At 70.3% G+C, this 26,504-nt stretch carries 23 protein-coding genes; 4 read left to right on the top strand and 19 right to left on the bottom strand.

The window, feature by feature from the left end; genetic code table 11:
- Positions 1-63: 63 nt before the first annotated feature.
- Positions 64-363, bottom strand: a complete 300-nt coding sequence (locus tag L324_RS27790; protein ID WP_037314963.1) for a DUF3017 domain-containing protein — start codon at positions 361-363, stop codon at positions 64-66.
- 153 nt (positions 364-516) lie between these two features.
- On the opposite strand from L324_RS27790, the gene L324_RS27785 reads away from it, so the two are divergent.
- Entirely contained in the window at positions 517-3,309 is a 2,793-nt protein-coding gene (locus L324_RS27785; RefSeq protein ID WP_037314961.1) for a TNT domain-containing protein, read from the top strand.
- A 111-nt stretch (positions 3,310-3,420) separates the two neighbouring features.
- Here the strand turns inward: L324_RS27785 and L324_RS27780 are convergent, their stop codons facing one another.
- The 9 genes from L324_RS27780 to L324_RS42870 form a co-directional block, all read right to left on the bottom strand.
- Complete coding sequence (locus L324_RS27780) at positions 3,421-4,008, bottom strand: pentapeptide repeat-containing protein (RefSeq protein WP_037314958.1); 588 nt, start codon at positions 4,006-4,008, stop codon at positions 3,421-3,423.
- A gap of 22 nt (positions 4,009-4,030) precedes the next feature.
- A complete protein-coding gene (locus tag L324_RS27775; RefSeq protein WP_268871961.1) occupies positions 4,031-5,098 on the bottom strand; it encodes a reverse transcriptase family protein in 1,068 nt (355 codons plus the stop codon).
- Between the two features lie 139 nt (positions 5,099-5,237).
- Positions 5,238-5,720, bottom strand: coding sequence for a VOC family protein (locus L324_RS27770; protein ID WP_037314954.1), 483 nt, complete (start codon positions 5,718-5,720; stop codon positions 5,238-5,240).
- Positions 5,721-5,787: 67 nt separating this feature from the next.
- Positions 5,788-6,297, bottom strand: coding sequence for a hemerythrin domain-containing protein (locus L324_RS27765; protein WP_037314951.1), 510 nt, complete (start codon positions 6,295-6,297; stop codon positions 5,788-5,790).
- A 108-nt stretch (positions 6,298-6,405) separates the two neighbouring features.
- Entirely contained in the window at positions 6,406-9,759 is a 3,354-nt protein-coding gene (locus L324_RS27760) for an error-prone DNA polymerase (protein ID WP_037314948.1), read from the bottom strand.
- Positions 9,760-9,762: 3 nt separating this feature from the next.
- A complete protein-coding gene (locus L324_RS43140) occupies positions 9,763-9,915 on the bottom strand; it encodes a hypothetical protein (RefSeq protein ID WP_162835882.1) in 153 nt (50 codons plus the stop codon).
- 2 nt (positions 9,916-9,917) lie between these two features.
- Positions 9,918-11,510: a DNA polymerase Y family protein gene (locus L324_RS27755; protein WP_037315032.1), complete on the bottom strand. Its 1,593-nt coding sequence runs from the start codon at positions 11,508-11,510 to the stop codon at positions 9,918-9,920.
- A gap of 14 nt (positions 11,511-11,524) precedes the next feature.
- Positions 11,525-12,229 (bottom strand): DnaE2-dependent mutagenesis accessory factor ImuA', encoded by a 705-nt coding sequence (imuA', locus tag L324_RS27750; protein WP_051174128.1) that lies wholly within the window; start codon positions 12,227-12,229, stop codon positions 11,525-11,527.
- 246 nt (positions 12,230-12,475) lie between these two features.
- Entirely contained in the window at positions 12,476-12,640 is a 165-nt protein-coding gene (locus tag L324_RS42870) for a hypothetical protein (RefSeq protein WP_161780886.1), read from the bottom strand.
- A 174-nt stretch (positions 12,641-12,814) separates the two neighbouring features.
- On the opposite strand from L324_RS42870, the gene L324_RS27745 reads away from it, so the two are divergent.
- Both L324_RS27745 and L324_RS27740 read left to right on the top strand, forming a co-directional pair.
- A complete protein-coding gene (locus L324_RS27745) occupies positions 12,815-13,396 on the top strand; it encodes an HD domain-containing protein (protein ID WP_037314946.1) in 582 nt (193 codons plus the stop codon).
- A 112-nt stretch (positions 13,397-13,508) separates the two neighbouring features.
- Complete coding sequence (locus tag L324_RS27740) at positions 13,509-14,213, top strand: SRPBCC family protein (RefSeq protein WP_037314943.1); 705 nt, start codon at positions 13,509-13,511, stop codon at positions 14,211-14,213.
- On the opposite strand, the gene L324_RS27735 is transcribed toward L324_RS27740, so the two are convergent.
- From L324_RS27735 to L324_RS27695, 9 genes are all read right to left on the bottom strand, one after another.
- Positions 14,210-15,010, bottom strand: a complete 801-nt coding sequence (locus L324_RS27735; protein ID WP_037314940.1) for a hypothetical protein — start codon at positions 15,008-15,010, stop codon at positions 14,210-14,212. The two genes, L324_RS27740 and L324_RS27735, sit on opposite strands and share 4 nt — an antisense overlap.
- Before the next feature lie 212 nt (positions 15,011-15,222).
- On the bottom strand, positions 15,223-16,785 hold the full coding sequence (gene purH / locus L324_RS27730; RefSeq protein WP_037314937.1) for a bifunctional phosphoribosylaminoimidazolecarboxamide formyltransferase/IMP cyclohydrolase: 1,563 nt from the start codon (positions 16,783-16,785) through the stop codon (positions 15,223-15,225).
- Positions 16,782-17,399, bottom strand: a complete 618-nt coding sequence (gene purN, locus L324_RS27725; RefSeq protein ID WP_037314934.1) for a phosphoribosylglycinamide formyltransferase — start codon at positions 17,397-17,399, stop codon at positions 16,782-16,784. The genes purH and purN overlap by 4 nt, the downstream gene beginning before the upstream one ends.
- A 76-nt stretch (positions 17,400-17,475) precedes the next feature.
- On the bottom strand, positions 17,476-19,011 hold the full coding sequence (locus tag L324_RS27720; RefSeq protein WP_081736493.1) for a cell division protein PerM: 1,536 nt from the start codon (positions 19,009-19,011) through the stop codon (positions 17,476-17,478).
- Between the two features lie 143 nt (positions 19,012-19,154).
- Positions 19,155-19,973 carry a DUF5336 domain-containing protein gene (locus L324_RS27715; RefSeq protein ID WP_037314931.1) on the bottom strand — a complete coding sequence of 273 codons (819 nt, stop codon included), beginning with the start codon at positions 19,971-19,973 and terminating at the stop codon, positions 19,155-19,157.
- A gap of 402 nt (positions 19,974-20,375) precedes the next feature.
- Positions 20,376-21,263, bottom strand: coding sequence for a succinate--CoA ligase subunit alpha (sucD, locus tag L324_RS27710; protein ID WP_037314929.1), 888 nt, complete (start codon positions 21,261-21,263; stop codon positions 20,376-20,378).
- Between the two features lies 1 nt (position 21,264).
- On the bottom strand, positions 21,265-22,434 hold the full coding sequence (gene sucC, locus L324_RS27705) for an ADP-forming succinate--CoA ligase subunit beta (RefSeq protein ID WP_037314926.1): 1,170 nt from the start codon (positions 22,432-22,434) through the stop codon (positions 21,265-21,267).
- Positions 22,435-22,551: 117 nt separating this feature from the next.
- Positions 22,552-22,911 carry a hypothetical protein gene (locus L324_RS27700; protein ID WP_037314923.1) on the bottom strand — a complete coding sequence of 120 codons (360 nt, stop codon included), beginning with the start codon at positions 22,909-22,911 and terminating at the stop codon, positions 22,552-22,554.
- Positions 22,908-24,755, bottom strand: a complete 1,848-nt coding sequence (locus L324_RS27695) for a hypothetical protein (RefSeq protein ID WP_037314919.1) — start codon at positions 24,753-24,755, stop codon at positions 22,908-22,910. The genes L324_RS27700 and L324_RS27695 overlap by 4 nt, the downstream gene beginning before the upstream one ends.
- Before the next feature lie 652 nt (positions 24,756-25,407).
- On the opposite strand from L324_RS27695, the gene L324_RS27690 reads away from it, so the two are divergent.
- The gene (locus tag L324_RS27690; RefSeq protein WP_037314917.1) at positions 25,408-26,094 is read left to right on the top strand and encodes a M23 family metallopeptidase; all 687 of its coding nucleotides are present in this window, start codon (positions 25,408-25,410) and stop codon (positions 26,092-26,094) included.
- Positions 26,095-26,504: the final 410 nt, after the last annotated feature.

The raw sequence follows: 26,504 nt of genomic DNA, 5'->3' as shown, positions 1-26,504 counted from the left end.
CCGAACAAAGTCAGGTGTTGCAACCACCACTAGAACCCAAGGGGAAGGGGGCCTTCACGCGCATCAGGACAGGGGACCGCCGGTGATCGTGAAAGCGATGAAAAGGATCAAGACAGAAAGCGCGCCATAAGTCAGGACGTCGACCGGCTTGCCCCGGATCGCCAGCAGCCCCGCCTTCGCGTCCGACAGCACCGCCCTCAGCAGGCCCGCGAGCATCAGGGCCCCGCCGATCAGCGCGGCACCCTGGCGCCAGTGGTACTGGCCGATCCGCAGGGCCGCGACCGCCACCACCAGCATCACCAGCAGGAACGGCAGGTGATGGAGCAGTGCCCCACGGTCACGCCGCTGTCCGGCCACCGCCATCAGTCCTCGTCCTTCACGGTCTCGCAGGCGAATCGATTCACGTCGCCAGTATCCCGGGTGAGTTATCCGGCAGCAGGTCAGGGCGCCTTCCGAGGTGTCAAGAGCGGCAAAACCCACATGCGGGGTGCACGCGGGCGCGGATACGGTCAAAATGTGACCGTGGCACAACCGACGACTCAGCTGAACGCGACCGAGCAGGACACCCTGGTCAAACAGATCGGCCTCGCCCTGCTGCGGGCCGCACCGCGTGATTGGCGGAAGGTGACCGCCGAGTACCGAGCCGTCGGCAGGTACCACGAGATGACCGGCGAGATCATCACCGAGGACGGCACCGCGCACGAGTGGGTCGCGACGCACGACATCGCGACGCTGTTCGGCAGGCTCCGTGCCGGGATGTACCGCGACGGCCGCGGCACCTGGTTCAACGCCCGTTACCAGCTCGACCACCCCTCGAGCTACAACCTCGAGTACAACCGCGACGAGCCTCAGTGGCGCCTCGCGCCGCCTCCGCAGGCGTACTCCGACGAACTCCGCATGTTCCCCCGTTCCGAGGAGAACGTGCCCGAATGGCTGATCCGGCGCATGTCCGGCCTCGGCCCCGAGCAACCCGGCCCGCATTTCCGCATCGCCCGCATCTTCGACACCATCGGCCCGGCCGGGCGTCCGGTGATCAACCGGCCCGACCTGGAGATCGAGGAGCAGGACAGGCTGCTCGAATACCTCGACCACGCGCCGCTGGTGGTCACCGAGCGCGGCTACGACATCGACCGGCTCGCCCAGACCCCCGAGGCCACCGTCCCGGTCGCCTTCCACAGCGACGGGCAGTGGATCTGGCCCGCCGCCGTCAACTACTACCTGCGTGAGTACGGCGTCTCGCCGGAACTCGACCTGATCGAGCACGTCCGGCAGAACGGCTTCACGCTGCCCGAGGTCGACGACCCGACGCTGCAGGCCGCGGCGGGGTACCTCACCCGGGGGAATCAGCCCCCGCAGCAGCGGCCGAACGGCCCCGGTCCCGGCGGCCCCAACGGCGGCCCCGGTGGACCTGGTGGTCCCGGCGGCCCGCCGCCACAGGGTCCGCCGCAGAACGGCCCCGCCCAGAACGGTCCCGGTCCGAACGGTCCCGGTCCGCAGCAGCAGGCCCCGGTCAACCAGGGCGCTCCCGGTCAGCCGGGACCCCACGGTCCCGCGGGCCCAGGCGGCCCCGGTCCGAACCAGGCCGCCCAGCCGCCCGTCCCACCGCCGCCATCGCACCAGCAGGGTCCCGACGCCGCCTCGATGGCCGCGGCGGCGGCCGCACCGGTCGCGGCGGCTTCGGCCGTCCCCGCCGCCGAGACCACCGTCCCGGACCAGGCGGAGCAGTCCCAGCGGTACGAAGAGGACTACGACACCCAGGACTACCAGGCGCAGGACTTCCACGAAGCCGCCGCCGAGCAGCAGTACGCGGACGGCTACGACGAGCCGTACGCGCACGAAGAGGCCCAGTTCCACGAGTCCGAGCAGGACGTCTACGCCGACGAAGCCCGCCAGGACGACGAGCCTCACCAGCGCGCCGAGCCCGAGCCGCAGGCCGCCGACCCGGAGGCCACGACTTACGCGCGGCCCGCGCACGTCGACGCCTACGAGCAGCCTCGCGAGGAACCGCACGGCGCTTACGCCCCGCAGGACGAGGACCAGCCGTACGCGCCCCCCGAGGAGGAAGCGACCACCGGCTACACGCCGGTCGAGCAGGCCGACGCGGGTGGCCTGCCGCTTCTCACACACGACGCGGAGCCGCCGAGCGCGCCTCCGCCGTCCGACACCGAGGTCACGCAGGTCGACGGCCCGCCGCAGGAGCGGGGGACCTTTGCTACCGCCGCGCCCGTGTCCCGTCCGGAGCCCGAACCGCAGCGTGAGGAGCCCCCGCGCCGCGCGACCCCGGAGCGGCCGCGCCGTGCCGAGCACCCCGTGCCGGTGCTGAACGAACTGCAGTCGAAGTTCGACGACCTCGACGTGCCCGACGACGTCTACCGCATCGGCGCCCCCGCCGAGCACGGCTGGAGTGTCGAGCAGGTCGACGGCGGTGGCTGGCGGGTCGGCTGGTACGACGGGAAGCTGACCAACCCGGCGGTGTTCGGCGACGCCGAGGACGCGGCCGCGTTCATGCTCGGCAAGGTCCTGCTGAACCCGAACGGCGCTCCGCCCGTCGAGGAGCCTCCCGCGGTCGAAGAGCGGCCCGCCGAGGAGCCGCCCGCTCCGGCGCCCCCCGTGCTGGCGACGCTCTCCCCCGAGGTCGCCACCGGTTCGCATCCGGTGCCGCCGCGGGAGTCGATCCCGCCGCAGGAGCAGACGGCGTTCACGACGGCGGAGGAACTGCTCGGAGACGACCTGGACGACGAGCCCACCCCGGCTCCGGTCCCGCCCGCGCCCCCGGTGCGGCCGAACCCGGGCCTGCCCAATCCGGGCCTGTCCAACCCGGCACTGTCGAGCCCGCCGCCCGCCCCGCCCCGGCGCGAACCGCCGGTGACGCCGCCTCCCGCGCCGCCGATGCGGCGTGAGGAGCCGGCCCGCCCGCCGGCCGCGGCGAGTGCCGGGCCGCCGGATGCCAAGCAGAACTGGCCGATCTCGCCGCTCAGTGGTGAACCGCCGCTGACGTTGTTCCGCGGCAAGGAACTGCGTGAGCTGCCCGCGGGCAGCGAGCTGGACCGCTTCGGCGGCCCGAACGGCAACCTGACCTACGCGGCCGGGACGCCGTTCGAGGAGCGTTCGCTCGTGCCGGAGTGGGTGAACCGGCCGTACCACGTGTACCGGGTGCAGCGTCCGCTCGAGGCGCTGGCCGGGGTCGCGATCCCGTGGTTCAACCAGCCCGGTGGCGGGTCGGCGTACCTGCTGCCCGCGTCCATCGAGGAGCTGCTCGCCGAGGGCGACCTCATCGAACTGGACCCGGGCGAACCGCCGATCGACTAGTCGGTACCGCGCTGAAGGGCGCTTTCCCCGCATGCGATGCGGGGAAAGCGCCCTTCAGCGCATGAGACGAGAGGAAAGGCCCCTTCACCCGCCGGGGGCCGGTGCCGGGAGTCAGTGGATGACGAGGCCGTGCGCGGCCGCGTAGGCCACGGCGGTCTCGGTGTCCACGTGGACGCCCGAGAGGTTCGCCTGCACCAGGCCGTTGGCGTCGATCCGCGCGCCACGCAGGTCGGCGCCGTCGAGTTTCGCGCCCGCCAGCCGGGCGCCGGTGAGGTCGGCGCCGCGCAGATCCGCGCCGCTGAGGTCGGCCTCGGTCAGGTTGGCCTCACGCAGCCGCAGACCAGAGAAGTCTACTTTGGACAGTCGGTTGCGGCTCAACGAAACCAGGGACAGATCACATTCGGTGAACGCGATCTTCTGGAACCGGCAGTCCACAAAGGACGATCCGAGCATCGAGCAGGAGCTCCACCGGGTACCGGCGAGCACACTGCGGTCGAAGGTGCAGGACCGGAACGCCGACGCCTCGTGACGCGAGCCCTCGAAGTCGGTCTTGGTGAAGTCGCACTGGTCGAAGGTGCAGCCCTGGGTCCGCAGCCCCCGAAGGTCGGCTTCGGTGAAATCACAGCCGACGAAACTGCGTTTTTCCCACCATTGCTGGGAAAGGACGGCTTCACGGTAATCCTCGGCGGTCTCGATCACCCGTCCAGGATCGCACACCCGCTCACGGCCAGATGATGCCGCCGAACAACGCGCGCAGTTTCGCCGCCCGCGCCGGTGACGACGCGGCGATCCAGCCGATCCGGCCGAGCAGATGGGCGCGGAAGTCCGGATGCGCGGTCCGGTTCTGCGCCTCCGGGCCGGTGCGGGCGCAGTTGTGGAGCAGCGCGCGCAGGGCGTCGTAGTCGGCGCGCGTCGCGGCGGGCGCGCTGTTGACCACCAGGCCCGCGACCCGTTGCCGCTGGTGCGCACCGGCGATCGACGTCTTGTCGTCCCGCAGCCGGAAGCCCTCGTCGGTCACGATCCGCCGGACGCCGGGCAGCAACCGGTGCAGTGGCAGGGAATCCCCGGAAAACGCCAGATCGTCGGCGTAGCGCGTGTAGGCCGCCCCCAGCGTGCGCGCGAGGCCGTCCAGCCGCCGGTCCAGATGGTGCGTGACCGCGTTCGCGACCGCGGGTGAGGACGGCGCGCCCTGCGGCAGATGCGTGGCCGCCAGGCTGTTCAGCAGCCGCATGCGGGCCGGGTCCCGCCGCCCGTCCGGCACGGCGGCGACGACCTCGGGCGGCGCGGCCGTGGTGAGCACGCCCGCCAGCGCCTCCGCCACGGCGGCCGGATAGCCCGCGAGCGCGAGCAGTGCCGAGATCCGGCGCGCGGACACCGCCGGGAAGAACCCTTCGAGGTCCATCCTGACCACGGTCTCCCGGCCGGCGTGCGGTGCGGCACAGGTCATCGCCGAACGTCCGCGCCGGAATCCGTGCGCGGCTTCGTGCACCGGCAGGGCCCCGACGACGTGCCGCACGACACGGCGCTGCAGTTCGGCGAGCCGCGGTTTCGGCCGTTCGATGAGCCGCACCCCGCCCGACGCCGTCGGGATCCAGCGATAGGTGTAGTGCCGGACCGGGCAGGCCGCGCGCCGGTTCCAGCCCTTCGTGTCGGCGAACCACGAGAGTTCACCGGGCGTCAGGTCGAGTGCGGCGGCGCATTCGTCGAAGGTCGCCCAGCGGGCCACCTGGAATCGCCAGACCGGCATCGGTTCGAGGAGCGACGCGGGGGTGACTCTTTCTCCTGTCATCCGCGCGGACCCGTACGCGAAGCATGCCGCTCTCGCGCGGGGCGCCTTGTCTCGCTGTCCTCGTACTCCCCGGGGTTGCCCCGGAGTGGGTGGTGCTCCACCTGCTCACCTCCGCGTCGCGACCACCACCCTACCGACTTCAGCGGCTCGGGATGATCTTCGCGCCGGAGACGTACCGCATGGCCTCGACGAACTTCGGGTCGTTCATCCGCCGCTCCATCTCGGCCGGGTCGAGGTCGACCAGCCGGGTCTGGATCCACCACAGGTTGCCGAACGGGTCGCGGACCCGGCCGACGCGGTCGCCGAAGAAGAGTTCGGTCTGCCTCGTGACCTCTTCGGCGCCCGCCTCGACGGCCCGGCGCTGCGTCTCCACGCTGTCCTCGACGTAGAGCCGCAGGTACGCCGGGGTTTCGATCCAGTCGTCCTGCGCGTCGAACAGCATGACGACCGAGTCGCCGATCCGGACCTCGGCGTGCCCGATCCTCCCGCCCTCGACGTACACCGGTTCGCCGAGCGGCTCGGCGTCGAAGACCCGCTTCAGGAAGTCGATCACGCCCGCGGTGTCGCGCGAGATGATCCAGGGGGTCACCGAGTGGTATCCGGCGGGGATCGGGTTGCTCATCGGGATTCTCCTCAGTCGTCGTGTGCGCTGAGAAGAACGCTAGAACCCGTATAGGACAGATCGTGTCCTAATGCGATTTCAGCAGGAAAGGCGGCTTCGACTCCCGCCACTCCGGTATGTCCAGCGAGTTGAGCGCCTCGACGATCCGTTTCTCCTCGTAACGGAAATGCGTCTCCATGATCGCGGTGAGGCCGTCCAGTTCCCGTTGGACGTCAAGGATCTCGTCCTGACTCGTCCCTGGGCCGACACCGGCGACCAGCTTTTCGAGCCGTTCGATGATCCCTGTCATCACGCCGTGGTCGTGCGCGAGTTCTTCGAGCGCGGGCCGCAGTTCGGGGAATTCGCCCGCCAGCACGAGGAAAGCGCCGCCGTCCTCGCCGGTGTGATGCCTGGTCAGCGCCGAGCAGAAGGTGAGGCAATGCGCCCGGAGATCGCGCAGCCGCTCGGCGCGCCCCGCCGCGACCGACTCGAGGTCGTCGTCCAGCCTGGCCAGCTCTTTACGCAGCCAGTTGTGCACCTGAATGAGTTGATTTCCGAACGCCGTCAACCGGTCGCCCGTCCGAGAAGGGGTTTCCATGATTTCCCATGGTCCGGCGCCTCCATGCCCACGACGGTCTCTTTGCCGGGTGCACTGCGACGCTGGACGGAACTTCAGCACGGCCGGCGGGTGATCGTCAAGAGGGTTTCAGTGGAAGTCACGGGACTTGGCGGTGATCCGCAGCGGCAGGTGCCGGATCTGTTCGGCGAGGACGTTCACCACCTCGCCGGTGCGCTCGACCACGCCCCGGATCAGCAGCGCGGGACTGCCGCGGGCCACCCGGTGATAGCGCTGCCACACCCCCATCGTGCAGATCACGTTGATCATCCCCGTCTCGTCTTCGAGGTTCATGAAGGTGACACCGCCCGCGGTCGCCGGCCGCTGGCGATGGGTCACCGCGCCGCCGGTCAGCACCTCCGAGCCGTGCGGGACCTCGCGCAGCCGCGCCGCCGTGACGACGCCGAGTGCGTCGAGGTGCTCCCGGATGAACTGGGTCGGGAAGCTGTCCGGCGACACCCCGGTGGCCCAGACGTCCGCCGCCGCGATGTCGATTTCGTCCATTCCCGGCAACATCGGCGCCTTGGCCCCGGTGATGAGCCCGGGCAGCTTCTCCGGGCTTTCGTCGGCGACCGCGCCCGCGGCCCAGAGCGCGCTCCGCCTGCTCTCGCCGAAACAACCGAACGCGCCGGCCGCGGCCAGCGCCTCGACCTGCGGTTTGGTCAGCCGCATCCGCCTGGCGACCTCGGCCAGATCCGCGAACGGCCCCCCGCGTTCCCGCTCCTCGACGATCTCCTTCGCCAGCTTCTCGCCGATCATCCGCACGGTGGACAGGCCACCGCGCACGGCGAGCAGTTCTCCCCCTTCCGGCAAGGGTTCCAGCGTCGCGTGCGGGAGGCTCGCGTTGATGTCCGGGCCGAGCACCTTCACCCCGTGCCGCCGCGCGTCGGCGACCAGCGACTGCGGCGAGTAGAACCCCATCGGCTGAGCGCGCAGCAAACCCGCCAGGAACGCGTCCGGGTGGTAGTACTTGAAGTACGCGCTCGCGAACACCAGCAGGGCGAAGCTCAGCGCGTGACTCTCCGGGAAGCCGAAATTCGCGAACGCCTTGAGCTTGCCGAAGATCTTCTCGGCCAGCTCGCCCTGGATGCCATTCTTCGCGGCGCCTTCGAGGAAACGCCGTTTGAGCCGCTCCATCTTCTGCTCGGACCGTTTGGCCCCCATGGCGTGCCGCAGGCGATCCGCCTCCGCCGGGGTGAAATCGGCGACGTCGAGCGCGATCTGCATCATCTGTTCCTGGAACAACGGGACGCCGAGGGTCTTTCCGAGCGCGTTGGCCAGTTTGGGATGGTCGAAATCCCATTTCTCCTGGCCGTTCTTGCGCCGGATGTAGGGATGCACCGAACCGCCCTGGATCGGGCCGGGGCGGATGAGCGCGACCTCGACCGCCAGATCGTAGAACGTCTTGGGGCGCAAGCGGGGCAGTGTGGCCAGCTGCGCCCGGCTCTCCACCTGGAAGACGCCGATCGCGTCGGCGCGGCAGAGCATTCCGTAGATGTTCTGATCCTTGAGATCCAATTCGGAGATGTCGACCTCTTCCCCTTTGTGGTCACGAACCAGATCGATCATATAGTGCAGCGCCGACAACATCCCGAGTCCGAGCAGATCGAATTTGACCAGTCCCGCGGCGGCGCAGTCGTCCTTTTCCCACTGCACGACACTGCGGTTCTCCATACGGGCCCATTCGATCGGGACGACCTCGCTCACCGGCTGCGCGCAGATCACCATCCCGCCGGAATGGATACCCAGATGCCGCGGGAAGTCTTCGAGCGCGCAGGCGAGTTCCACGACCTCTTCCGGGATGTCGTGATCGTGGTCCTTCTCCGTGGCCCGCAACGCGCCCCACCGGTCGATCTGTTTGCTCCACGCGTCCTGCTGGCCGGGCGTGTATCCCAGCGCCCGCGCCGCGTCCCGGACCGCGGACCGGGCCCGGTAGGTGATCACGTTCGCCACCTGCGCGGTGTTCAGCCTGCCGTACTTCCGGTAGACGTATTGGATCGCCTCCTCGCGGCGATCGGATTCGATGTCGAGGTCGATGTCCGGATAGCCGTCGCGATCCGGGGCGAGGAACCGTTCGAAGAGCAGGCCGTAGCGCACGGCGTCGACCTTGGTGATGCCGAGCGCGTAGCAGACCGCCGAGTTCGCGGCCGATCCCCGGCCCTGGCAGAGGATCCCCTCCTCCCGGCAGAACCGCACGATGTCCCAGACGATCAGGAAGTAGCCGGGGAACCCCAGTTCTTCGATGATCTTCAGTTCGTGCTCGATCAGCTTCTCGGCTTTTTCACGGTATTCGGCGTCTTTGTTCTTCTCGTGTTCCTTGGCGCCTTCACGGGTGAGTTTCTTCAGGAAGGACGCTTCGGTGTGCCCCTCCGGCACCTCGAACGGCGGCAGCTTCGGCTCGATGTGGTGCAGCTCGAACGCGCACTCCCGGCCGAGCAGCGCCGCCCGCTGCACCGCGCCCGGATACCGCTCGAAGATCTCGGCCATCTCCTCCCCCGACCGCAGGAACGCCATCCCCGCCGCGGGCAGCCAGCCCTCCATGTCCTCCAGGCCCCGCCGGGCGCGGATGGCGCTCAGCGCGTCGGCGAGCGGAGCCCGCTCCGGCCGGGCGTAGTGCGCGGCCGTGGTCGCCACCGTCGGCAACCCGAACTCCCCGGCCATCTCGCTCAGCAGGTCGTTGTGCGTGCTGTCCAAGGGAAGGCCGTGGTCGATGAGTTCGACGTAGACGTTGTCCCGGCCGAAACAGTCGATGAGTTCCTTCAGTCTCCCGACGGCCGCGGCGGGGCCTTCGGTGACGAGCGCCTTGCGCACCGCGCCCTTGCGGCACCCGGTGAGCACGACGCATTTCCCGCGGACCTCTTCGGCGACCGCGCGCAGGTCGTAGACCGGCCTGCCCTTCTCCGCCCTCTCCTTGGGGGACAACGACTGCCTGTCGAAGCCGTACAGCTGGCCCGCGGTGATCGCCCGGTTCAGGCTCAGGTAACCGTCCTGCTGCCTGGCCAGCAAGAGAAGGTGTTCACCCTCCGGATCGGCGAACCCGTTCTGCGGCCCGGACAGGCCGAAGCTGAGTTCCGTGCCGAAAACGGTGTGCACGCCCAATTCCCTCGCCGCTTCGGCGAAGCGGACCACGCCGTACATGCCGTCGTGGTCGGTGAGCGCGATCGCGTCCAGGCCCAGCCGCGCGGCCTCCTCCACCAGTTCCTCGGGGTGGCTCGCCCCGTCGAGGAAGCTGAAGTTCGAATGGCAGTGCAGCTCGGCGTACGGCATCCGGCGCGCGGTGGCGCCGTCGTCTTCACCGATCAGCCCGGCCAGATCCGCGGGCCGCTGGTACCCCTGCCGCTTGGCGCTCCACGCCGGGCTGTCACCGCCGTCGCCGGGCGGCACCTCGCCCGCCAGCTCGCGGGCGAGGTCCTTCCATGGCCGCGGAGGGTTGTTCCAGCCCATCGGTCACCGGTTCTCGGCCGAGCTTCTCGGCGCGGGGACGAACACTTCCGCGCGCGGGACGCACGCCGCCCAGGCCGTGTCCAGCTCAGCACGTTGCACCGGGACGGCCGGTTCCTCCAGCCATCGCCGCACCAGCCGCGTGTACTCCTCGTCCATGTTCAGTCGTACTTCCCTTCCAGTGTCCACATCGGATTCTTGTGGTGCTCGAAGCGGAGCAGCACCGCCTCCTCGGCGTCCCGTCCGTCGGCCAGCAGCACCTGCATACGCATCCGGGTCCCCGACCGGGCATGTCCCGCCCCGGCCCGGACCCCGACGAACCACGGCCCCGCCCAGGCGAGGACCTCGCGCGGCTCGTCGCCCTCGAAGCTCACGAGGAACGGCGCGGCGGTGACCCGGCGCCGCGCGGTGATCTCCACGGCACGCCCGTTCTCGTCCAGCACCTGGGCGGGCACCGGCCGCGCGAACACCGTCGCCGGGGAGGGCGCCGGGAGCCTCCCGGCCCAGTTCGCGTCCGCCTGCGCCGACTTCTCGCGCCTGTCGCCCCACGGCACCAGCCGGACGCGCTCGCCGGGATCGCGACCGCCGTCGAGCACCGCGGTGAAGACGCTCTCCGGGCCGAGTAATCCCTGCACCCGCACCAGCGCGCGGCTGGCGCGCTCGCCGGACAGGTCTTCGTCCTCTGTGGACGGTCGCAGCACGCCAGTCGCACCCGCCTGCCACAACCCGAGCTGCAGCGACCGGCCTTCGACCGTCTCCTCCGGCTCCAGCCGCAGCCGGACGACTCCGGAATGCGGGCGTTCCTTGGCTTTCAACCAGCCTTCGAACTGCCAGCGCACCCTGTCCGCGACGCCGAGCGGGGTCAGCGGTTCGGCACAGCGCCACACGCGGCCGAGTTGCTCACCGGTCTCGGTGGTGGCGTAGATACCGAGCCGGGTGCAGGCCAGCCCGTGGGCGGCGAGTCCGGCGTGGAACCGTTCGCCGAGGCCCTTCGCCACGAACGCGGCGGCGTCGACCCTGTCGATCGGCGGGTCGAACGCCTTCGCGAGCGACAGTTCCGGCGGCGGACGACGGCGTGACGGCGGACGTTCGGAGCGGCCCCGTGCCAGCCGGTGCGCGAGTACGCCCTCCATCCCGAAGCGGGCGGAGACGTCGCTTTCGTCGAGCGCCGCGAAGGCGCCCAGCGTGTGAAGGCCGAGCTGCTTGAGCAGGGTGACCAGTTCGGCGCGACCGGCTTCGGGCTGGTCGAGTTCCCGGATGGGCAGCGGGGCCAGGAACTCCGCGGTCCCACCGCGTTCGACCAGTGTCGAACGGCGGGCGGCGAGCGTCGCGGCGAACAGGCCGTCGGCGACGCCGACCTGGCTTTCCACCCCCGCCGCCACGGACACCTCGTCCATCAGCCGTTCGAGAAGGCCGTGTTCACCGCCGAAGTAACCGGCCGCTCCCTCGACCGGGACGGCGACGATCCCCGGGCGCACCACCTCGACCCCGACGGCCACTTCCTCCACCGCCTGCGCGACGGATTCGAAGAGCCGGGCGTCACGGCCGTCGTCCTCGCCGAAGACCGCCAGCTCCGGGCAGCAGGACTGGGCCTCGCGCCGCCGCATCCCCCGGCGGACGCCGTATCCCCTGGCCACCGCGGTACAGGCGACCACACGGTTCGCCGAGAAGACCGCGGCCGGGCGGCCGACGGGTTCGCCCGCGACGGCCGCGGCGGCGACCGCGGGCCAGTCCGGGCACCACAGCACCAGCATGCGCACGGGCGGGTTCACGCCGTCCCCCACCTGGCCGCGGGAAAATCCGCTCGCTCGACCGCGCCCTCACCGGGAAACCGCAGCGACGCCGACATCGGCCGGGCGGCCGCACCCCGGCCACCGGCCCGCACCTCGACCTCGCGGACGCGCAGGTAGCCCGCGCCGCCGCCGGTGAAGCCCGTCCAGCGGGATCGGCGGCAGCTCAGTTCGACCTCCGCACCGGGCCAGGAACCCAGCGAAAGCAGCACCGAACCACGGTTGCGAGCGCGGGCGGACAGCCGCCTCGCCACCTCGGGCCGGGCGAGTCCCGGACCGACGACCACGAGGTCGAAGCCGTCGAGCAGAGCCGCGGTCACCGCCGGGAACTCGGCACCGGGACGGGGGACCAGCGCGAGCCTGCCCACCTCGACCCCGAGTTCCGCGGCGGCGACCACCCCGAGCGCGGGCAGGCCGACCGCGACCGCCCACGCACCGCCGGCGGTCGCGGCGGCCAGCAGGGTGAGCATCAGTGACGTGGACCCCAGCACCGAAACGGTGCTCCCGCGCCGGAGCCCCGCGGCGGGCAGCAGACCGGACAACGCCGGGGACACCGGGAGCACCCTTCCCGTCGTCCTCGCGTGTTCGGCCGCGGAAGCCACACCACTGGCCGTGCTCACTCCTGGCAAGGCCGCCAGCCTCGCCAACGGCAAGGCCCGTGCCTCGACCACCTCCGCTGTCACCGGACCCCGCCTCCCCACGACACCTAAACCGTCCTCTGTGGACGGCACCGGCATGCCACGGGGAAGGCGGCACTTCGAACGCTTGTTCGATACCTCCAGTAGACCGGGCGGCGCAGCGGTTGTCAAGCGAGGTGTGACCACAGGCGCCAGTCGGCATCGCCGACCGGGGAGATCACGTATTCAACCATCGCCAGTTCGCGCGGTCAGCCTGTTGACGCGTGGTCTCCGCGGGCCGAGGACGGTGTCTCAGTCGCCCGACTGGGACGACGTGTTCCCCCTCCGCTGCCTGCCGGCGCGTTTCTTCTTGCGGTTCCGCCAGTACGCGGCCAGCCGTGCTTCTTCTTCCCGCCGTTTCTTCTTCTCCTCGGCCGACTCGCCGGGCCTGTCGGAGCCGGATCCGCGCAGCGTCATAGTTCCATTGCACCAAGCAGCCGCCCTCCCCGTCATCGGCCGAACAGGCGCTCACGAGCTGGCCCTGGTCAACTGCTCACCCTCGTCGCCCACGAGCACAACGACCGGCACACGAGGGACTTCGCGACGGAGGAACCGACCGGGTGAGCGGCGCTTTCTGTCATTCTGGATGTCATGCCCTCGCCAGCCCTGCGCCGCGCCCTGACCGACCCGGGGCCTCGGCCCCTGCCGGATGAAGTGAGCGAACTCCTGGAGAAGCTGGCCGCTCCCCCACGGCTCGCCGCGCATCTCCGGGCGGTCCACGACGTGGCCTGTTCGCTGGCCGACTGGCTGGAGAAGCAGCATCCGGAGCTGGCCTTCGACCGCGAAGCGACGCTGTTCGGCGCGGCCACCCACGACATCGGCAAGACGATCCATCCCGAGGAATTGTCCGGCCCCGGCTCCGCGCACGAGCAGGCCGGTTACGAACTCCTTCTTTCCCAAGGGATCGGCGAAGAGCGGGCGCGATTCGCGCGGACGCACGCCGCCTGGAGCGCGGACGTCGGCGTCGAGGACCTGCTCGTGAGCACCGCGGACAAGGTGTGGAAGGCGAAGCGGGTCACGGACCTCGAACAGCTCCTGGTCGATCGCCTGACCGCCGCGAGCGGACAGTCGCCGTGGGAGGTCTTCATGGCCCTCGACGACGTACTCGACCGCATCGCGGCGTCCGCCGACGGAAGACTCGCCTTCCAAGCCCGCCATCCCATCCACGACTGACCCACGACTGTGCCCCGCGTCACGTCGCCTTTAGCGGGCTGATCGCGATCCGTTTGTCGAAACGGCCCCTGGCCAGGCGTCGCCTCTATGAAGACAACGAGAGAGGACAGCCATGGCGAAGGAATCCGAGGTCCGCTTCGAGGGCTTCCTGCCCACCACGCCCGCCGACACCTGGGCCGCGATCACCGAAGGCACGGGCGGCTGGCTCTGGCCGATCCAGTACGAACCGCGCGACGGCGGTGCCGAATCCGGCCTCACCCCGACCGGCGGCATGGTCACGGTCTGGAAGCCGTCACGACGCTTCGTCACCTACGCCGAAAACGAGGAGGGCTGGTTCAACACCCTCGAGTACGTCCTCGAACCGAAGGACGGCGGGACGTACCTGCGCTACGAGCACACCACCGTCCTCGACGACTGGGACGTCGAATACGACGCCTGCCGCCGTCACACGGCCTTCTACTACCACTCGCTCGGCCAGTACCTGACGCACTTCAACCGTCGCGAGGCGAAGTACTTCAAGGCCGACGCACTCGAAGCGTCGATAGCCCCGAAGGCGTTCGAAGCGGTCCGGGCGGCGGTCGGCGCGGCGGCCGTGGGCGACCGGGTGCACCTCGATGTCCCCGGTGTCGACGGGGTCGTCGACTACCTGACGTCGAATTTCCTCGGCGTCCGGACCGAAGACGCGCTGTACCGCTTCTACGGCCGGAACGTCTGGGGCCGGCCTGTCGGCATCGGGCACCACCTGTTCGCCGAAGACGCCGACGCGGACAAGGCCGAGAAGGCGTGGACTGCCTGGCTGAACGGTCTGTACGCCTAGCGGGGCAGGTTCTTCGCGACCTCGGCGCCCACGGACTTCGCCACTTCGGCGGACTCCGCGGGCGGGATCGGCGAGTTCGTGAAGAACCCCTTGTCCCAGCCCTTGTAGGTGATGACACCGACGTACACGCCCTGGATGAACCGCAGCTCGGCACCGCTGAATGCGCTGTCGGTGTCCAGGGAGACGAGGACCGCCTTCTGCCCGATCCCCTGCACCTGCTGCTGGCGCTCGGACGGCGCGGCCGATCCGGTGGAGGACTCCGCCGCCCGTTTCTCGGCGTCCGGTCCTTCGTGACGGTAGACCGTGATCTGCAGGGTACGGTCGTGGACGTTGTCCCCGTCCGGCGCCGCCCAGGAACAGCCGTACTGCTTGGTGACGATGTCGAGGGCCTTGAACTCGTTCTCGCCGAAGCCCTGGAAGCTGTTGGTGATGGCCTTGTTCAGGACTTCCGGCGAGACCTTGCACTGGGCGGGCGGCTGCTGGGAGACCGGCGGCTTGCCGACCGACGAGTAGTACTCCGACGCGAAGATGCCGCCCGGGATGCCCAGGCCGAGCAGGACCACGCCGCCCATGATCAGGCCGATGATCAGCCCGGTCTTTTTCTTCTTGGGCGGCTGCCCGTAGCCGGGCATCGGCGGACCGTATCCGGGCGGCGGACCGTACCCGGGCCCGCCCGGTGCGCCGTACCCCGGCCCGCCGGGCCGAGGCGCGCCGTACCCCGGCTGCTGTCCATAGCCCGGCCCAGGTGGCGGGCCATAACCCGGTCCCTGGCCGTACCCCTGCGGCGGCTGGTTCACCCGTTCCTCCTACCGATCCTCGCGTCCGCTTCGCGTCACGATCAGCCCGCTGAAGTCGACACGCGGCCAGCATGGCACGGCGACCGGGGCCGGGCACCGGGAATGCCCGCGGTCCTGTCCACGGGCACCCCCGGGATCACGATTAGGGGGCTGAACGCAAGTCGGCGCCGGAGGCGACCGGAGCGCGGTTAGCCCGCGAAACGCGATCTGGGCTAGTGCGCGAAGTGGCGCGTGCCGGTCAGGTACAGGGTGACCCCGGCGGCCTCGGCGGCGGCGATGACCTCGGCGTCGCGGATCGAGCCACCCGGCTGGACGACGGCGCGGACACCGGCCTCCAGCAGGACCTCGAGCCCGTCCGGGAACGGGAAGAAGGCGTCCGAAGCGGCCACGGAGCCCTTCGCCCGGTCCCCCGCTCGCGAGACCGCGAGCCGCGAAGAGTCGACCCGGTTGACCTGACCCATGCCGACGCCGACGGTCGCGCCGTCGTTCGCCAGCAGGATCGCGTTCGACTTCACCGCACGCAGCGAACGCCACGCGAACTCGAGGTCGGCCAGCGTCCGCTCGTCGGCGGGCGCACCGGTCGCCAGCGTCCAGTTCGCCGGGTCGTCGCCCTCGGCGGCGATCGTGTCGACGGTCTGCACCAGCATGCCGCCGGAGATCGGCCGGAACTCGATCGGATCCGGCGACGTGATGGCGGGCAGCTTCAGCAGCCGCACGTTCTTCTTGCGCTGCAGGATCTCCAGCGCCTCCGCGTCGAAGTCCGGCGCGAGGACGACCTCGGTGAACACCTCGGAGATCTGCTCGGCGGCCTCGCGGCTCACCGGCCGGTTGGTCGCGATCACCCCGCCGTAGGCCGAAACCGGGTCGCACGCGTGCGCCTTCCGGTGCGCCTCGGCGATGTCCTCACCCACGGCGATCCCGCACGGGTTGGCGTGCTTGATGATCGCGACGGCCGGGGCCTCGAAGTCGTAGGCGGCGCGGCGCGCGGCGTCGGTGTCGACGTAGTTGTTGTACGACATGGCCTTGCCGTGCAGCTGTTCCGCGTGCGCGAGGCCAGGACGCCAGTGCTTGTACAGCGCGGCCTTCTGGTGCGGGTTCTCGCCGTAGCGCAGGACGTCGCCGCGCTCCCACGAAGCGCCGGTGAAGTCCGGGAAACCGGAGTCGTCCGCGGGCGCGTAGACGTTGGCGAACCACGCGGCGACGGCGGTGTCGTACGCGGCAGTGTGCGCGTACGCCTGCGCGGCGAGCCGCTTGCGGTCGGCCAGCTCGAAACCACCGGCGGCGACGCGCTCCAGCACCCACTCGTAGCGGGAGGGGTCGACGACGACGGCGACACTGTTGTGGTTCTTCGCCGCCGCGCGCACCATCGCCGGGCCACCGATGTCGATGTTTTCGACACAGTCCTCCGGGCTCGCGCCCGAGTTCACGGTCTGCGTGAACGGGTAAAGGTTGACCACGAGCAGGTCGAACGGCGCGATGTCGAGCTGCTTGAGCTGCTCGACGTGCTCCGGGCGATCACGGTCGGCGAGCAGGCCCGCGTGCACGCGCGGGTGCAGCGTCTTGACCCGGCCGTCGAGGGACTCGGGGAACCCGGTGACCTCTTCGACCGGCGTCACCGGCACCCCGGCGTTCGCGATGACCTTCGCCGTGCCGCCGGTCGACACGATCTCGACACCCGCCGCGTGCAGCCCGGTGGCGAGTTCGAGCAGGCCGGCCTTGTCCGAGACGCCGATCAGCGCGCGACGGACGGGACGCTGTCCCTGTGCGGTACTCACGAAAACCTCACCTTTCGTCCCTCGACCGCGCACCCGCTCCGGCCGAGTTTTTCGATCGTTTCCACCAGGAGCCTGCGTTCCACGGCCTTGATCCGCTCGTGCAGGACGTTCTCGTCGTCATCGGTCTCCACGACCACCGCCTCCTGCGCGATGATCGGACCGGTGTCGACCCCGGCGTCGACGAAATGGACCGTCGACCCGGTGACCTTGACGGCCATCGCCAGCGCGTCGGCCACGGCGTGCGCGCCGGGGAACGACGGCAGCAGGGCCGGATGCGTGTTGATCACGCGGCCGGGGAACCGCGCGAGGAATTCGGCGCCGAGGATCTTCATGAACCCCGCCGAAACGACCAGGTCGGGCTGGTAGGCGGCGACGGCTTCGGTGATCGCCTTGTCCCACGCCGCGCGGTCCGGATGGTCGGCCATCCGCACGGCGAACGACGGGACACCGGAGCGTTCGGCCCGCGTGAGCGCCTCGATCCCGGTGCGGTCGGCTCCGACGGCGACGACCTTCGCCGGATAGTTCGGCTTTTCGGCGGCGTCGAGCACGGCCTGCAACAGCGTGCCGGAACCGGACGCGAGGACGACGAGCTTCACCGGAGTGGGCAGGTCCAACCGACTAGCCAGAACGGGCTCCTTGCCACGGCGGTACGCACTCGGGCGTACGGCGCTTCACCTGGTCGCGTCAACCCTAACGGTCGCCACCGGGCGAGCTTTCGTCGCCGGACCCGTCGGTGGACTCGGTCACAGCGATGTCCTGCTCCGGCTCGGATTCGGGCTCGATTTCGGCCGGGGTCCCGTCGAGGTCCTCACCCAGCTCGCGGGCGAGTTCCGCTTCGGCTTCGTCCTCGAATTCGGCCTCGGACTCGATGTCTTCGTCCGGTTCCGCTGCTTCGCCCTCTTCGCCCTCGACGACTTCTTCGTCGGCTTCGGTGACGTCGGTGGCGTCGATGTCTTCAGTGGCGTCGATGTCTTCGGTGGCGTCGGCGCCGCCAGTGTCTTCGGTGTCTTCGCCCGGTTCCCCAGGCGGTTCGGGAGCGTCGTGCGCACCGGCGAAGAAGGCGACGAACCCACCGGGGATGACAATCCAGCAGAAGGTGATCACCGAGGCGATCCCGACCGGCACGCTGACCGGATCGAACGGCCCGTCACCGAGCCGGCCACCGGCGAGGGTCCCGAGGATGACGCAGCCGAACGCGACGAGCGCACCGGCGACGGCGACCGCGCGCATCCGCAGCATCGGATCCTCGTCGATCGCGCGGATCTTCCAGCCGACCAGCGCGCCGACCAGCGCGGGCAGGAGCAGCAGCGCGGGCCACCAGACCGCGTGATGCGACGGGATCCCCGCCAGCACCGGCACTCCCGGCAGCTGCCCTTCGCGATAGCCGAACATGCCGACGGTCAGTGAACCGACCGAGAAACCCGGTCCGGTGGTGAAGGACAGCGCGGCGATGACGGCGTTCGGCAGATAGGCCACGGAAAGCAGGAACAAGCCGAGACTCGCGCCGAGGCCCGGTTCGAACAAGCCGTCCACAGTGGACCATGAGACGGCGGTGACCGTGGTGAACACCGCCGCGCCACAGGCGATCAGCGCGGCGAGGCCGAGCGCGCCAGCCCGCAGACCGTGGACGGCCACCGGGTCGAATCGCTCCCGCAGCGTGGCGGGCGATCCGCACCGCTTGGCGGTTCCCGCGACGGCGGCGAGCCCGGCGAGGAGCCCCGGCACACAGAAGGCTGTCAGCGGGTTCACCCCGACCGGCGATCCCCCGGCCAGCAGGGCGATGAGCACGCCGAACAACGCGTGTGCCCCGGCGATCACCGCGACCACCGGAACCGCGTCGGCCGGGGTCCCGCCGCCGATCCGGCGCACGGCACGCGACGCCGTCCGCGCCGTGAACCACGCGACGGCGATGGTCGGCAGGAGCGGCAGCACGCTGAGGGGGTGACCGCCGAATTCGAGTTCCACCTGCCACGAGGCGAGCCAGCCCGGCCCCGCGGCGAGCAGGACGCCGGTGCTGGAGAAGCGGGACCTGTCGGCGGCGAACGCGACCACCGCGAGGACGGCCGCGACGGCGGTGTAGGAGAAGAGCAAGGGCGCGCAGGCGGCGGAGAGCAACACCCGGACCCGCTTCGCCCTGGACACCTCCGGCTCGGGGACGAGGTCGCTCACCGGCTCTTCGCCCGGCGGGCGTTCGTCACGGGTGAGCAGCTTCATGATTCGCACCATGACATCCGGACTGGTCCGTCCGGGTGAGGCACGCCGCCGCCGCACGGCGCACGTGGCCCAACCCACCCGGTCGGGTAACCCGGAAAAAAGAAGCACCCGCTGTGACACGGAGAGTCACAGCGGGTGCTTTTTCGTGCGAGAGGTCAGCTCTGCTGGCCGAAACCACCCGGCGGCGTACCCGGGTTCTGGCCCTGCTCCGAGGAGGAGGACGGCGGCTGCTGGAAGAACTGGCCCTGCTGCGGCGCGTACGTCGTGGCCTGCTGGCCCGGCGGCTGCGTGACCGGCGGCTGGAACCCGCCCGGCTGCGAGAACGGGCCGGACGGCTCGCCCTGCTGCTGACCCTGCTGTCCCTGCTGGCCCGAGCCGGGGAACGGCTGGACCTGGGTGGCGGCCGGGCCCTGCTGACCCTGCTGGCCGAACGGACCCTGCGGGCCCTGTTGCGGGAACTGCTGGCTGTAGGGGGCCTGCGGTGACTGCTGCTGCGGCTTCGCGGCGGGCAGCTTGATGACCTCGTGCTCGAAGAGCAGCGCGGCGACCGCGACCAGCATCTGCAGGATGCCCAGGATCAGCACCACGGTGAGGATGCCCGGGACCGAGACCTCGTCACGACCGCTTCCGTAGCCGATGATCAGGTCGAGACCGCCGAACGCGCCGAGGACGCTGAACAACGCCGCGAACGGCAGCGTCTTCGGGCCGCGCGGCAGCGCGTGCAAGGCCGCGAGCAGACCGCTGACCAGGAGGAAGACCGAAATCTGTCCGGCGGCGTCGGCTTCGTCGGAGAAACCGATGAAGAACTGCACCAGCCCGAGGACGGTGACGGCGAGCGCGAGCAGCAGCGCCAGGTTCAGCGGGGCCGCCTGCGACGGCGCCTGCTGCTGCGGAAAGGCTCCCGAGCCGGGGTTGGGGTGTTGCTGGCCGCCACCCTGCTGGGGGTAGCCGGGCCCACCGCTGGGATAGGACATCCGAATGCTCTCCTGTCGTTCGACCGGCACCCCGGGGCACGCGGGACTCCCGGGACAAACGAGGCGGCTGTGATGCTCGAACGCTAGCGCACACGCGGTCACCCCACGCCTCGGGCTCTGAGACGTCTGTACACCCGATCGGGTTCCGTGCGGAACCCCCGTCGACGCCCGTGTCGACTTTCGCCCCCTAATCGCGACGCGCCCCCGCGGATCGCGGTCAGCCCGCGAATGTCGACACGGCCCCCGGATCGCGATTAGGGGGCGAAAGTCGACCTGCCCCAGGGAGCGCGATTAGGGGGCGAAAGTCGACGCGCCGGGGCAGGGAGGCGAGGGGGAGAAAGCAGGCGGGCCGGGCACCGTGGGGTGCCCGGCCCGCCGGGGAAAGCGTCAGTCTCCGAAGGATCAGAGGCTGTTGTACAGCTCGCGCGCCAGGACGGCGGTCTCGCTCGGGGTCTTCCCGACCTTGACGCCAGCGGCCTCGAGGGCCTCCTTCTTGGCGGCGGCCGTGCCGGAGGAGCCGGAGACGATGGCGCCGGCATGGCCCATGGTCTTGCCCTCGGGCGCGGTGAAGCCAGCGACGTAGCCGACGACCGGCTTCGTCACGTTCTCCTTGATGTAGGCCGCGGCGCGCTCTTCGGCGTCGCCGCCGATCTCGCCGATCATCACGATGACCTTGGTCTCGGGGTCGGCCTCGAACGCCTCGAGGGCGTCGATGTGCGTCGTGCCGATGACCGGGTCGCCGCCGATGCCGACACCGGTCGAGAAACCGATGTCACGCAGCTCGTACATCATCTGGTAGGTCAGCGTGCCGGACTTCGACACCAGGCCGATCGGGCCGGCGCCGGTGATGTCGGCCGGGATGATGCCCGCGTTCGACTTGCCGGGGCTGATCACGCCGGGGCAGTTCGGCCCGATGATCCGGGTCTTGTTGCCCGTCGCGACCGCGTGCGCCCAGAAGTAGGCCGAGTCATGCACCGGGATGCCTTCGGTGATCACCACGGCGAGCGGGATCTCGGCGTCGATCGCCTCGATGACCGCGTCCTTGGCGAACTTCGGCGGCACGAAGATGACCGAAACGTCGGCGCCGGTCTCCTTGATGGCCTCCTCGACCGTGCCGAACACGGTGAGGTCCTTGCCCTCGATGGAGACGGTCTGGCCGGCCTTGCGGGCGTTGACGCCACCCACGATGTTCGTGCCGGACTTCAGCATCTTGGTCGCGTGCTTCATGCCCTCGGAGCCGGTGAGCCCCTGGACGATGACCTTGCTGTTCTCGTTGATGAAGATCGACATCTCACGCACCTGCCGCGGCGAGCTCGGCGGCCTTGTCGGCCGCGTTGTCCATTGTGTCCACCACGGTGACCAGCGGGTGGTTCGCGTCGGCCAGGATCTGGCGACCCTCGACGACGTTGTTGCCGTCCAGCCGCACGACGAGCGGCTTGGTGGCCTCGTCGCCCAGGATCTTCAGCGCCTCGACGATGCCGTTCGCGACCGCGTCGCAAGCGGTGATGCCGCCGAAGACGTTGACGAAGACGCTCTTCACGTCGGTGTCGTTGAGGATGACGTCCAGCCCGGCCGCCATGACCTCGGCCGAAGCGCCGCCGCCGATGTCGAGGAAGTTGGCGGGCTTGACGCCGCCGTGCTTCTCGCCCGCGTAGGCCACGACGTCCAAAGTGGACATCACGAGGCCCGCGCCGTTGCCGATGATGCCGACCTCGCCGTCGAGCTTGACGTAGTTGAGGTCCTTGGCCTTGGCCTTGGCCTCGAGCGGGTTCTCCGCGTCCTTGTCGACCAGGGCCTCGTGGCCCGGCTGACGGAACGAGGCGTTCTCGTCGAGGGTGACCTTGCCGTCGAGGGCGATGATCTTGTCCTGCGGGTCACGGACCAGCGGGTTGACCTCGACCAGGGTCGCGTCCTCGGAGACGAAGGTCTCCCAGAGCTTCACGACGACGTCGGCGGCCTCGTCGATGACCTTCTCCGGGAACTTGCCCGCGGTCAGGATCTCGACGGCCTTCGCCTTGTCGACACCGATGATCGCGTCGACCGGGATCTTCGCGAGCGCCTCAGGACGCTCGACGGCCAGCTGCTCGATCTCCACGCCGCCTTCGGCCGAAGCCATCGCGAGGAAGGTGCGGTTCGCACGGTCCAGCAGGAAGGAGAAGTAGTACTCCTCGGCGATGTCCGAGGCTTCGGCCACCAGCACGCGACGCGTGATGTGGCCCTTGATGTCCAGACCGAGGATCGCCTCGGCCTTCTCCGCGGCCTCGTCGGGCGTCTGGGCCAGCTTGACGCCGCCGGCCTTGCCGCGGCCGCCGGTCTTGACCTGCGCCTTGATGACGACCTGGTTGCCGATCTTCTCGGCGGTGGCCTTGGCTTCTTCGGGGGTGTTTGCCACGGCACCCGGCAGAACCGGTACTCCGTGGGCGGCGAAGAGATCCCTCGCCTGGTATTCGTAGAGGTCCACTACTCCAGTCTCCTGACGACACGCCACTGTGGTGGTCCGTTGCCGGACCGCGCTGTCGGACCAGTCGAGGTTAGCGACCTGCGCAGAAGCAGGGGACTCCGCACCTGGTGAAGTCGGTCACCGTACGCGGTCAGACGGTGTTTCCACGGTGTGAGACCGCACACCGGAGACCCAGTTCGCCGCCTCTTCCAGCGTTTCGAAGGCGTTCTCGAACCGGCTCGGCCCGTTACCGACCGCGAAGAGAAGGACCTCCGGGAGCGCTTCGGCGAGCCCTTCCGGCTCACTCGCTCCCCGCACGACGCCGAGGATGTCCGGATCCTCCTGTTCGGCCGTCCGGACCAGTTGGTCGGTGGTGCCGAGACGCCCGGAGTAGACGACCTCGGCCCCGTCGTCGCGCAGCAGCCTCCCGAGCGCGACGGCCGAGCCATCGGCGATGTCGAACTCGGCCAGCACGACGCGCAGGAGACGACGTGTCACCCGGACCGCCTCGAACCCGCGACGGCCATCCCGGCCGCGACGAAGGAGACGACGGCCGCGCTCAACGCGAGCCAGAACCCCATCCCCGCCGAAGCGCCGTCGTATTCCGAGCCGACGAGCGGCAGCTCCGCCGCGCGCAGGCCGAGTACCAGCGCGGCACCGGTCAGCGCGGACGCGGCCGCGACCGGACGGGAGCGCACGACGAGCGCGTACAGGCCGAGCACGACCGCGAGCGCGCCGAGCAGCCCCCACGACGCCGCGCCGAAGTCCGACCACAGACCCGGCGCGGTGTAGCCGGGCGCGGTGAACACGGGCGTGCCGAACGCGGCGACCGCCAGCACCGCCGCCGCGACGACCGGGGTGAGCACGTTGCCGCTCGTCCGTGAGCCGTCGTCGGCAGCGTCGGCGGCATCGTCGTCACGCTCCACGACCCCGGTGATCACGGCGGTGAGCGCGGCCACGGCCGCCAGCGCGAGGGAGATGAAGGTCCAGGTGACGCCCGGGCCCGCCGAGAAGCCGATCTTGTCCGGCAGCACCGGGAGGTCGACACCGAACGACGCGGGGTCGACCGCCTTGTCCTCGGTCACGGACAGGGCCGCGCTCAGCACGGCCGCGCCCGCGAGGACGACGCCCACCCACGTGGCCGCGACGACTCCCCTCGCGAACGCCGAAAGCCTCGGCACGAAGACGAACAGCGCCGGTACGGCGAGCACGACGGCGGCGCCGAGCAGTAGCCAGCGCGCCGGCGTCTCCGGGACGGGCGTCGCACCGTTGGCCTTCAGTACCGGGGTCAGCGCGCCCACGACCGCGGACACGGCGGCGAGCAGTGCCAGCGCACCGGTGGCCAGCCGCCACCAGAACAGTCCGGGCAGCCTGGCCTCACCGGCCAGATCCCCGGTGGCCGCCTCACCGGCCTCCGCGCCGTCGAACCGGGTGAAGGCCAGCCCGAGCAGCGCCAAACCCGCGAGAGTCACCACGACCGAACCCGGCGCGACCGAGAGCCTGTCCACGATCAGCCCCGCGAGAACCTGCGGTACGCCGACCGCGAGCGCCGCCAGCGCCGCTCCGGCGAACCCGCCCTTGCCGACCCCGGCCGAGGGCGAACTCACCGCCACGAGCACGGTCAGCGGGAGCAAGGCCGCGAGCAGCAGGTACCCGGCCATCGCGACCGTCGGGCCCTCGAAGGCGTTCTTGGCGAGGAGATACGCGTTGCCCGACCCCAACGGCGGGAGCAGCAGGCCGAGCCCGCCCACCACGCCGAGGACCGGACCGAGCAGCCGCCAGCGCCGCCGCCCGTCGAGTTCGCCCGCCAGTTCCGCCTCGTCGCGGGCGGTGCCCGCGGCGAACGCGCCGGCGGCGAGGGTCAGCAGGTGGCCCGCCACCAGCGCCCACAGCCCCGGCCCGGCGGGCGGCAGCGCCAGCAGGCGATCGGCGAGGAACAGTTCCGGCCGCGCGGCGAGCGATCCGTCCGCGAGCAGCTGCAGATCCAGCAGCAACCGTCCGGGCGCGAGCGCGGTCAGGCCGAGCACCAGCCCGGAGGCGAGCCCGGCACGTCCCGTCACCACCGCGTGGAGCACGGCCGCCGCGGGCGCCAAGGCCAGCACGACCAGCACCGGCCAGGCGGTGAATCCGGGCGAACCGGCCCGGACGACGGGCAGCAGCGCGCCGGCGGCCAGCGCGACCGCACCGGCCGACACCAGCCCCGCCGACAGCACGAGCGCTCGCGGGCGGGCACCCGGTTCGCTCCGGAGAAGTTCGGCGGAGGCTGTCCCGGGGACGGACTGCCCGGCGGATTCCGCGGGTTCCGCGGAATCGTCACCAGGGGGCCGTGAGCGCGAAGTCATCGACGGCGACGCTAGCAAGCCGGGCCCGCACCGGCGCGACAGCAGGCCGGGGCGGTAACTCGGGAAGAGGGTCGCCGTGCGTCACGGCGGCATGTCCGGGCACGTCGACGGCAGGTCACAGTGGGTCGTCACAAGGACACAGCAGGTCCCGCAGGGACCGACGGCGGATAAACCTCCTTCAACGCCTCTCGGCAACCGGTTATTTCCCCCGTCGCCTCCTTCCCGACCCTCCGGTACCCCCGAACGGCCGCATGATCTTGTAACGCAAGTCACAAGGTTACGAGTAAACCTCCTTTAACTTTGGGTAATATTCACTGGATAACGGCCAGATCGCCGTCGCCCGATCGGCCGAGGACGGCCTCAGATCTTGCTGATCGGGGTACCGCTTCGTTACTGTTCCCGCGTCCCCATTACAGTCAGATCACGAATGAGAGCAACGAACGAACCACCCCCGAGGTCGTTCACCGGGTTCCCCCGCCCGGGCTCTTGATCAGACTCCCCGAACATGGAAGGCCCCGTCTTGGCTTCACACCGCTCCCCCGGCGGCCAAGCTCCTTCCCCGGCGCTCGAGAACGCACTGGATGGTGCGGTCGTCCGCGTCCGGGGCTCGCACCGCCTGTCGCCCCCGTCCTCGGCTCTTCGCGGCCGTGTCGTGGTCGCAGCCGTCGCTGCCGGCGCCTTCGCGGCCGCCGCTGCCGGGCAGACCCTGAAGTCCGTTTCGGAATCCTCCGACGCCGCCGTCACCCCGCTGGCCAGCACCCAGGACGCGAGCGCTTCGTTCGCCCTCGGCGGCGGAGCCGGTGGTGGCGCCCCCGAGTTGCTGCCGACCAGCCACTCGACGAACGCCTCCGCCGAAGCCCAGAAGCTCTCGGAGAACAGCAGCATCACCCAGGCCCGCGTCAAGCGTGAGGCCGAAGCGGCCCGCAAGGCGGCCGAAGAGGCCAAGCGGCCCAAGACCTGCATGCCCGCCAAGGGCACCTTCACCTCGGGCTTCGGCGCCCGGTGGGGCACGAGCCACCTCGGCATCGACATCGCGGCCCCGATCGGCACCCCGATCGTCGCGGCCTCCGACGGCACGGTCATCGAGGCCGGCCCGGCCAGCGGTTTCGGTCTCTGGGTCAAGGTCCAGCTCGCCGACGGCACGATCCACGTCTACGGCCACATGAACTCGTTCTCCGTCCGCGAAGGCCAGAAGGTCAAGTGCGGCGAGGAGATCGCCGAGGTCGGCAACCGCGGCCAGAGCACCGGCCCGCACCTGCACTTCGAGGTGTGGCAGAACGGCACGAAGAAGATCGACCCGCGCCCGTGGCTCGCCGCCCGTGGCGTCAACGTCGGCTGATCGAGCCTCTTTCCCCACCGCTACACCGGTAATCCCGCCTGAAGCACACGCGCGCCGGGCAACGGCGCTCTGGCGCGCCTTCAGGATCTCCGCTGTGTGCCCTGACTCCGGGCCCGGGAAGCGTCGTAGGTCCTCCGGCTCCGAGCAGGTCCGGCTTTCCGCGCCCTCAGCGCCCTCACGCGACGCCGTCAGGCGTTCTTCGGATGAAGTACCCCACGGCGACCTGCCACACCGTGCAGAGACCCACCGGGCGCCGTCTGATCGGCAGCCATCCGGCGAAGATTCCCCGCGAAGGACCCCGGCACCCGGCTGGCCGCGGCCCGAACAGCCGCGCGTGCCCGCATACGACGCATCGGCCGACCCCGTCCGGCTCGTGCATCCGCAGTAACGCGCGCCAGGCCGCGACCAGC

It is taken from the genome of Amycolatopsis orientalis DSM 40040 = KCTC 9412 (assembly GCF_000478275.1).
Taxonomy (GTDB): domain Bacteria; phylum Actinomycetota; class Actinomycetes; order Mycobacteriales; family Pseudonocardiaceae; genus Amycolatopsis; species Amycolatopsis orientalis.
Note: the sequence above shows the minus strand (reverse complement) of the source record. Positions and strands in the feature narration are given on the sequence as shown.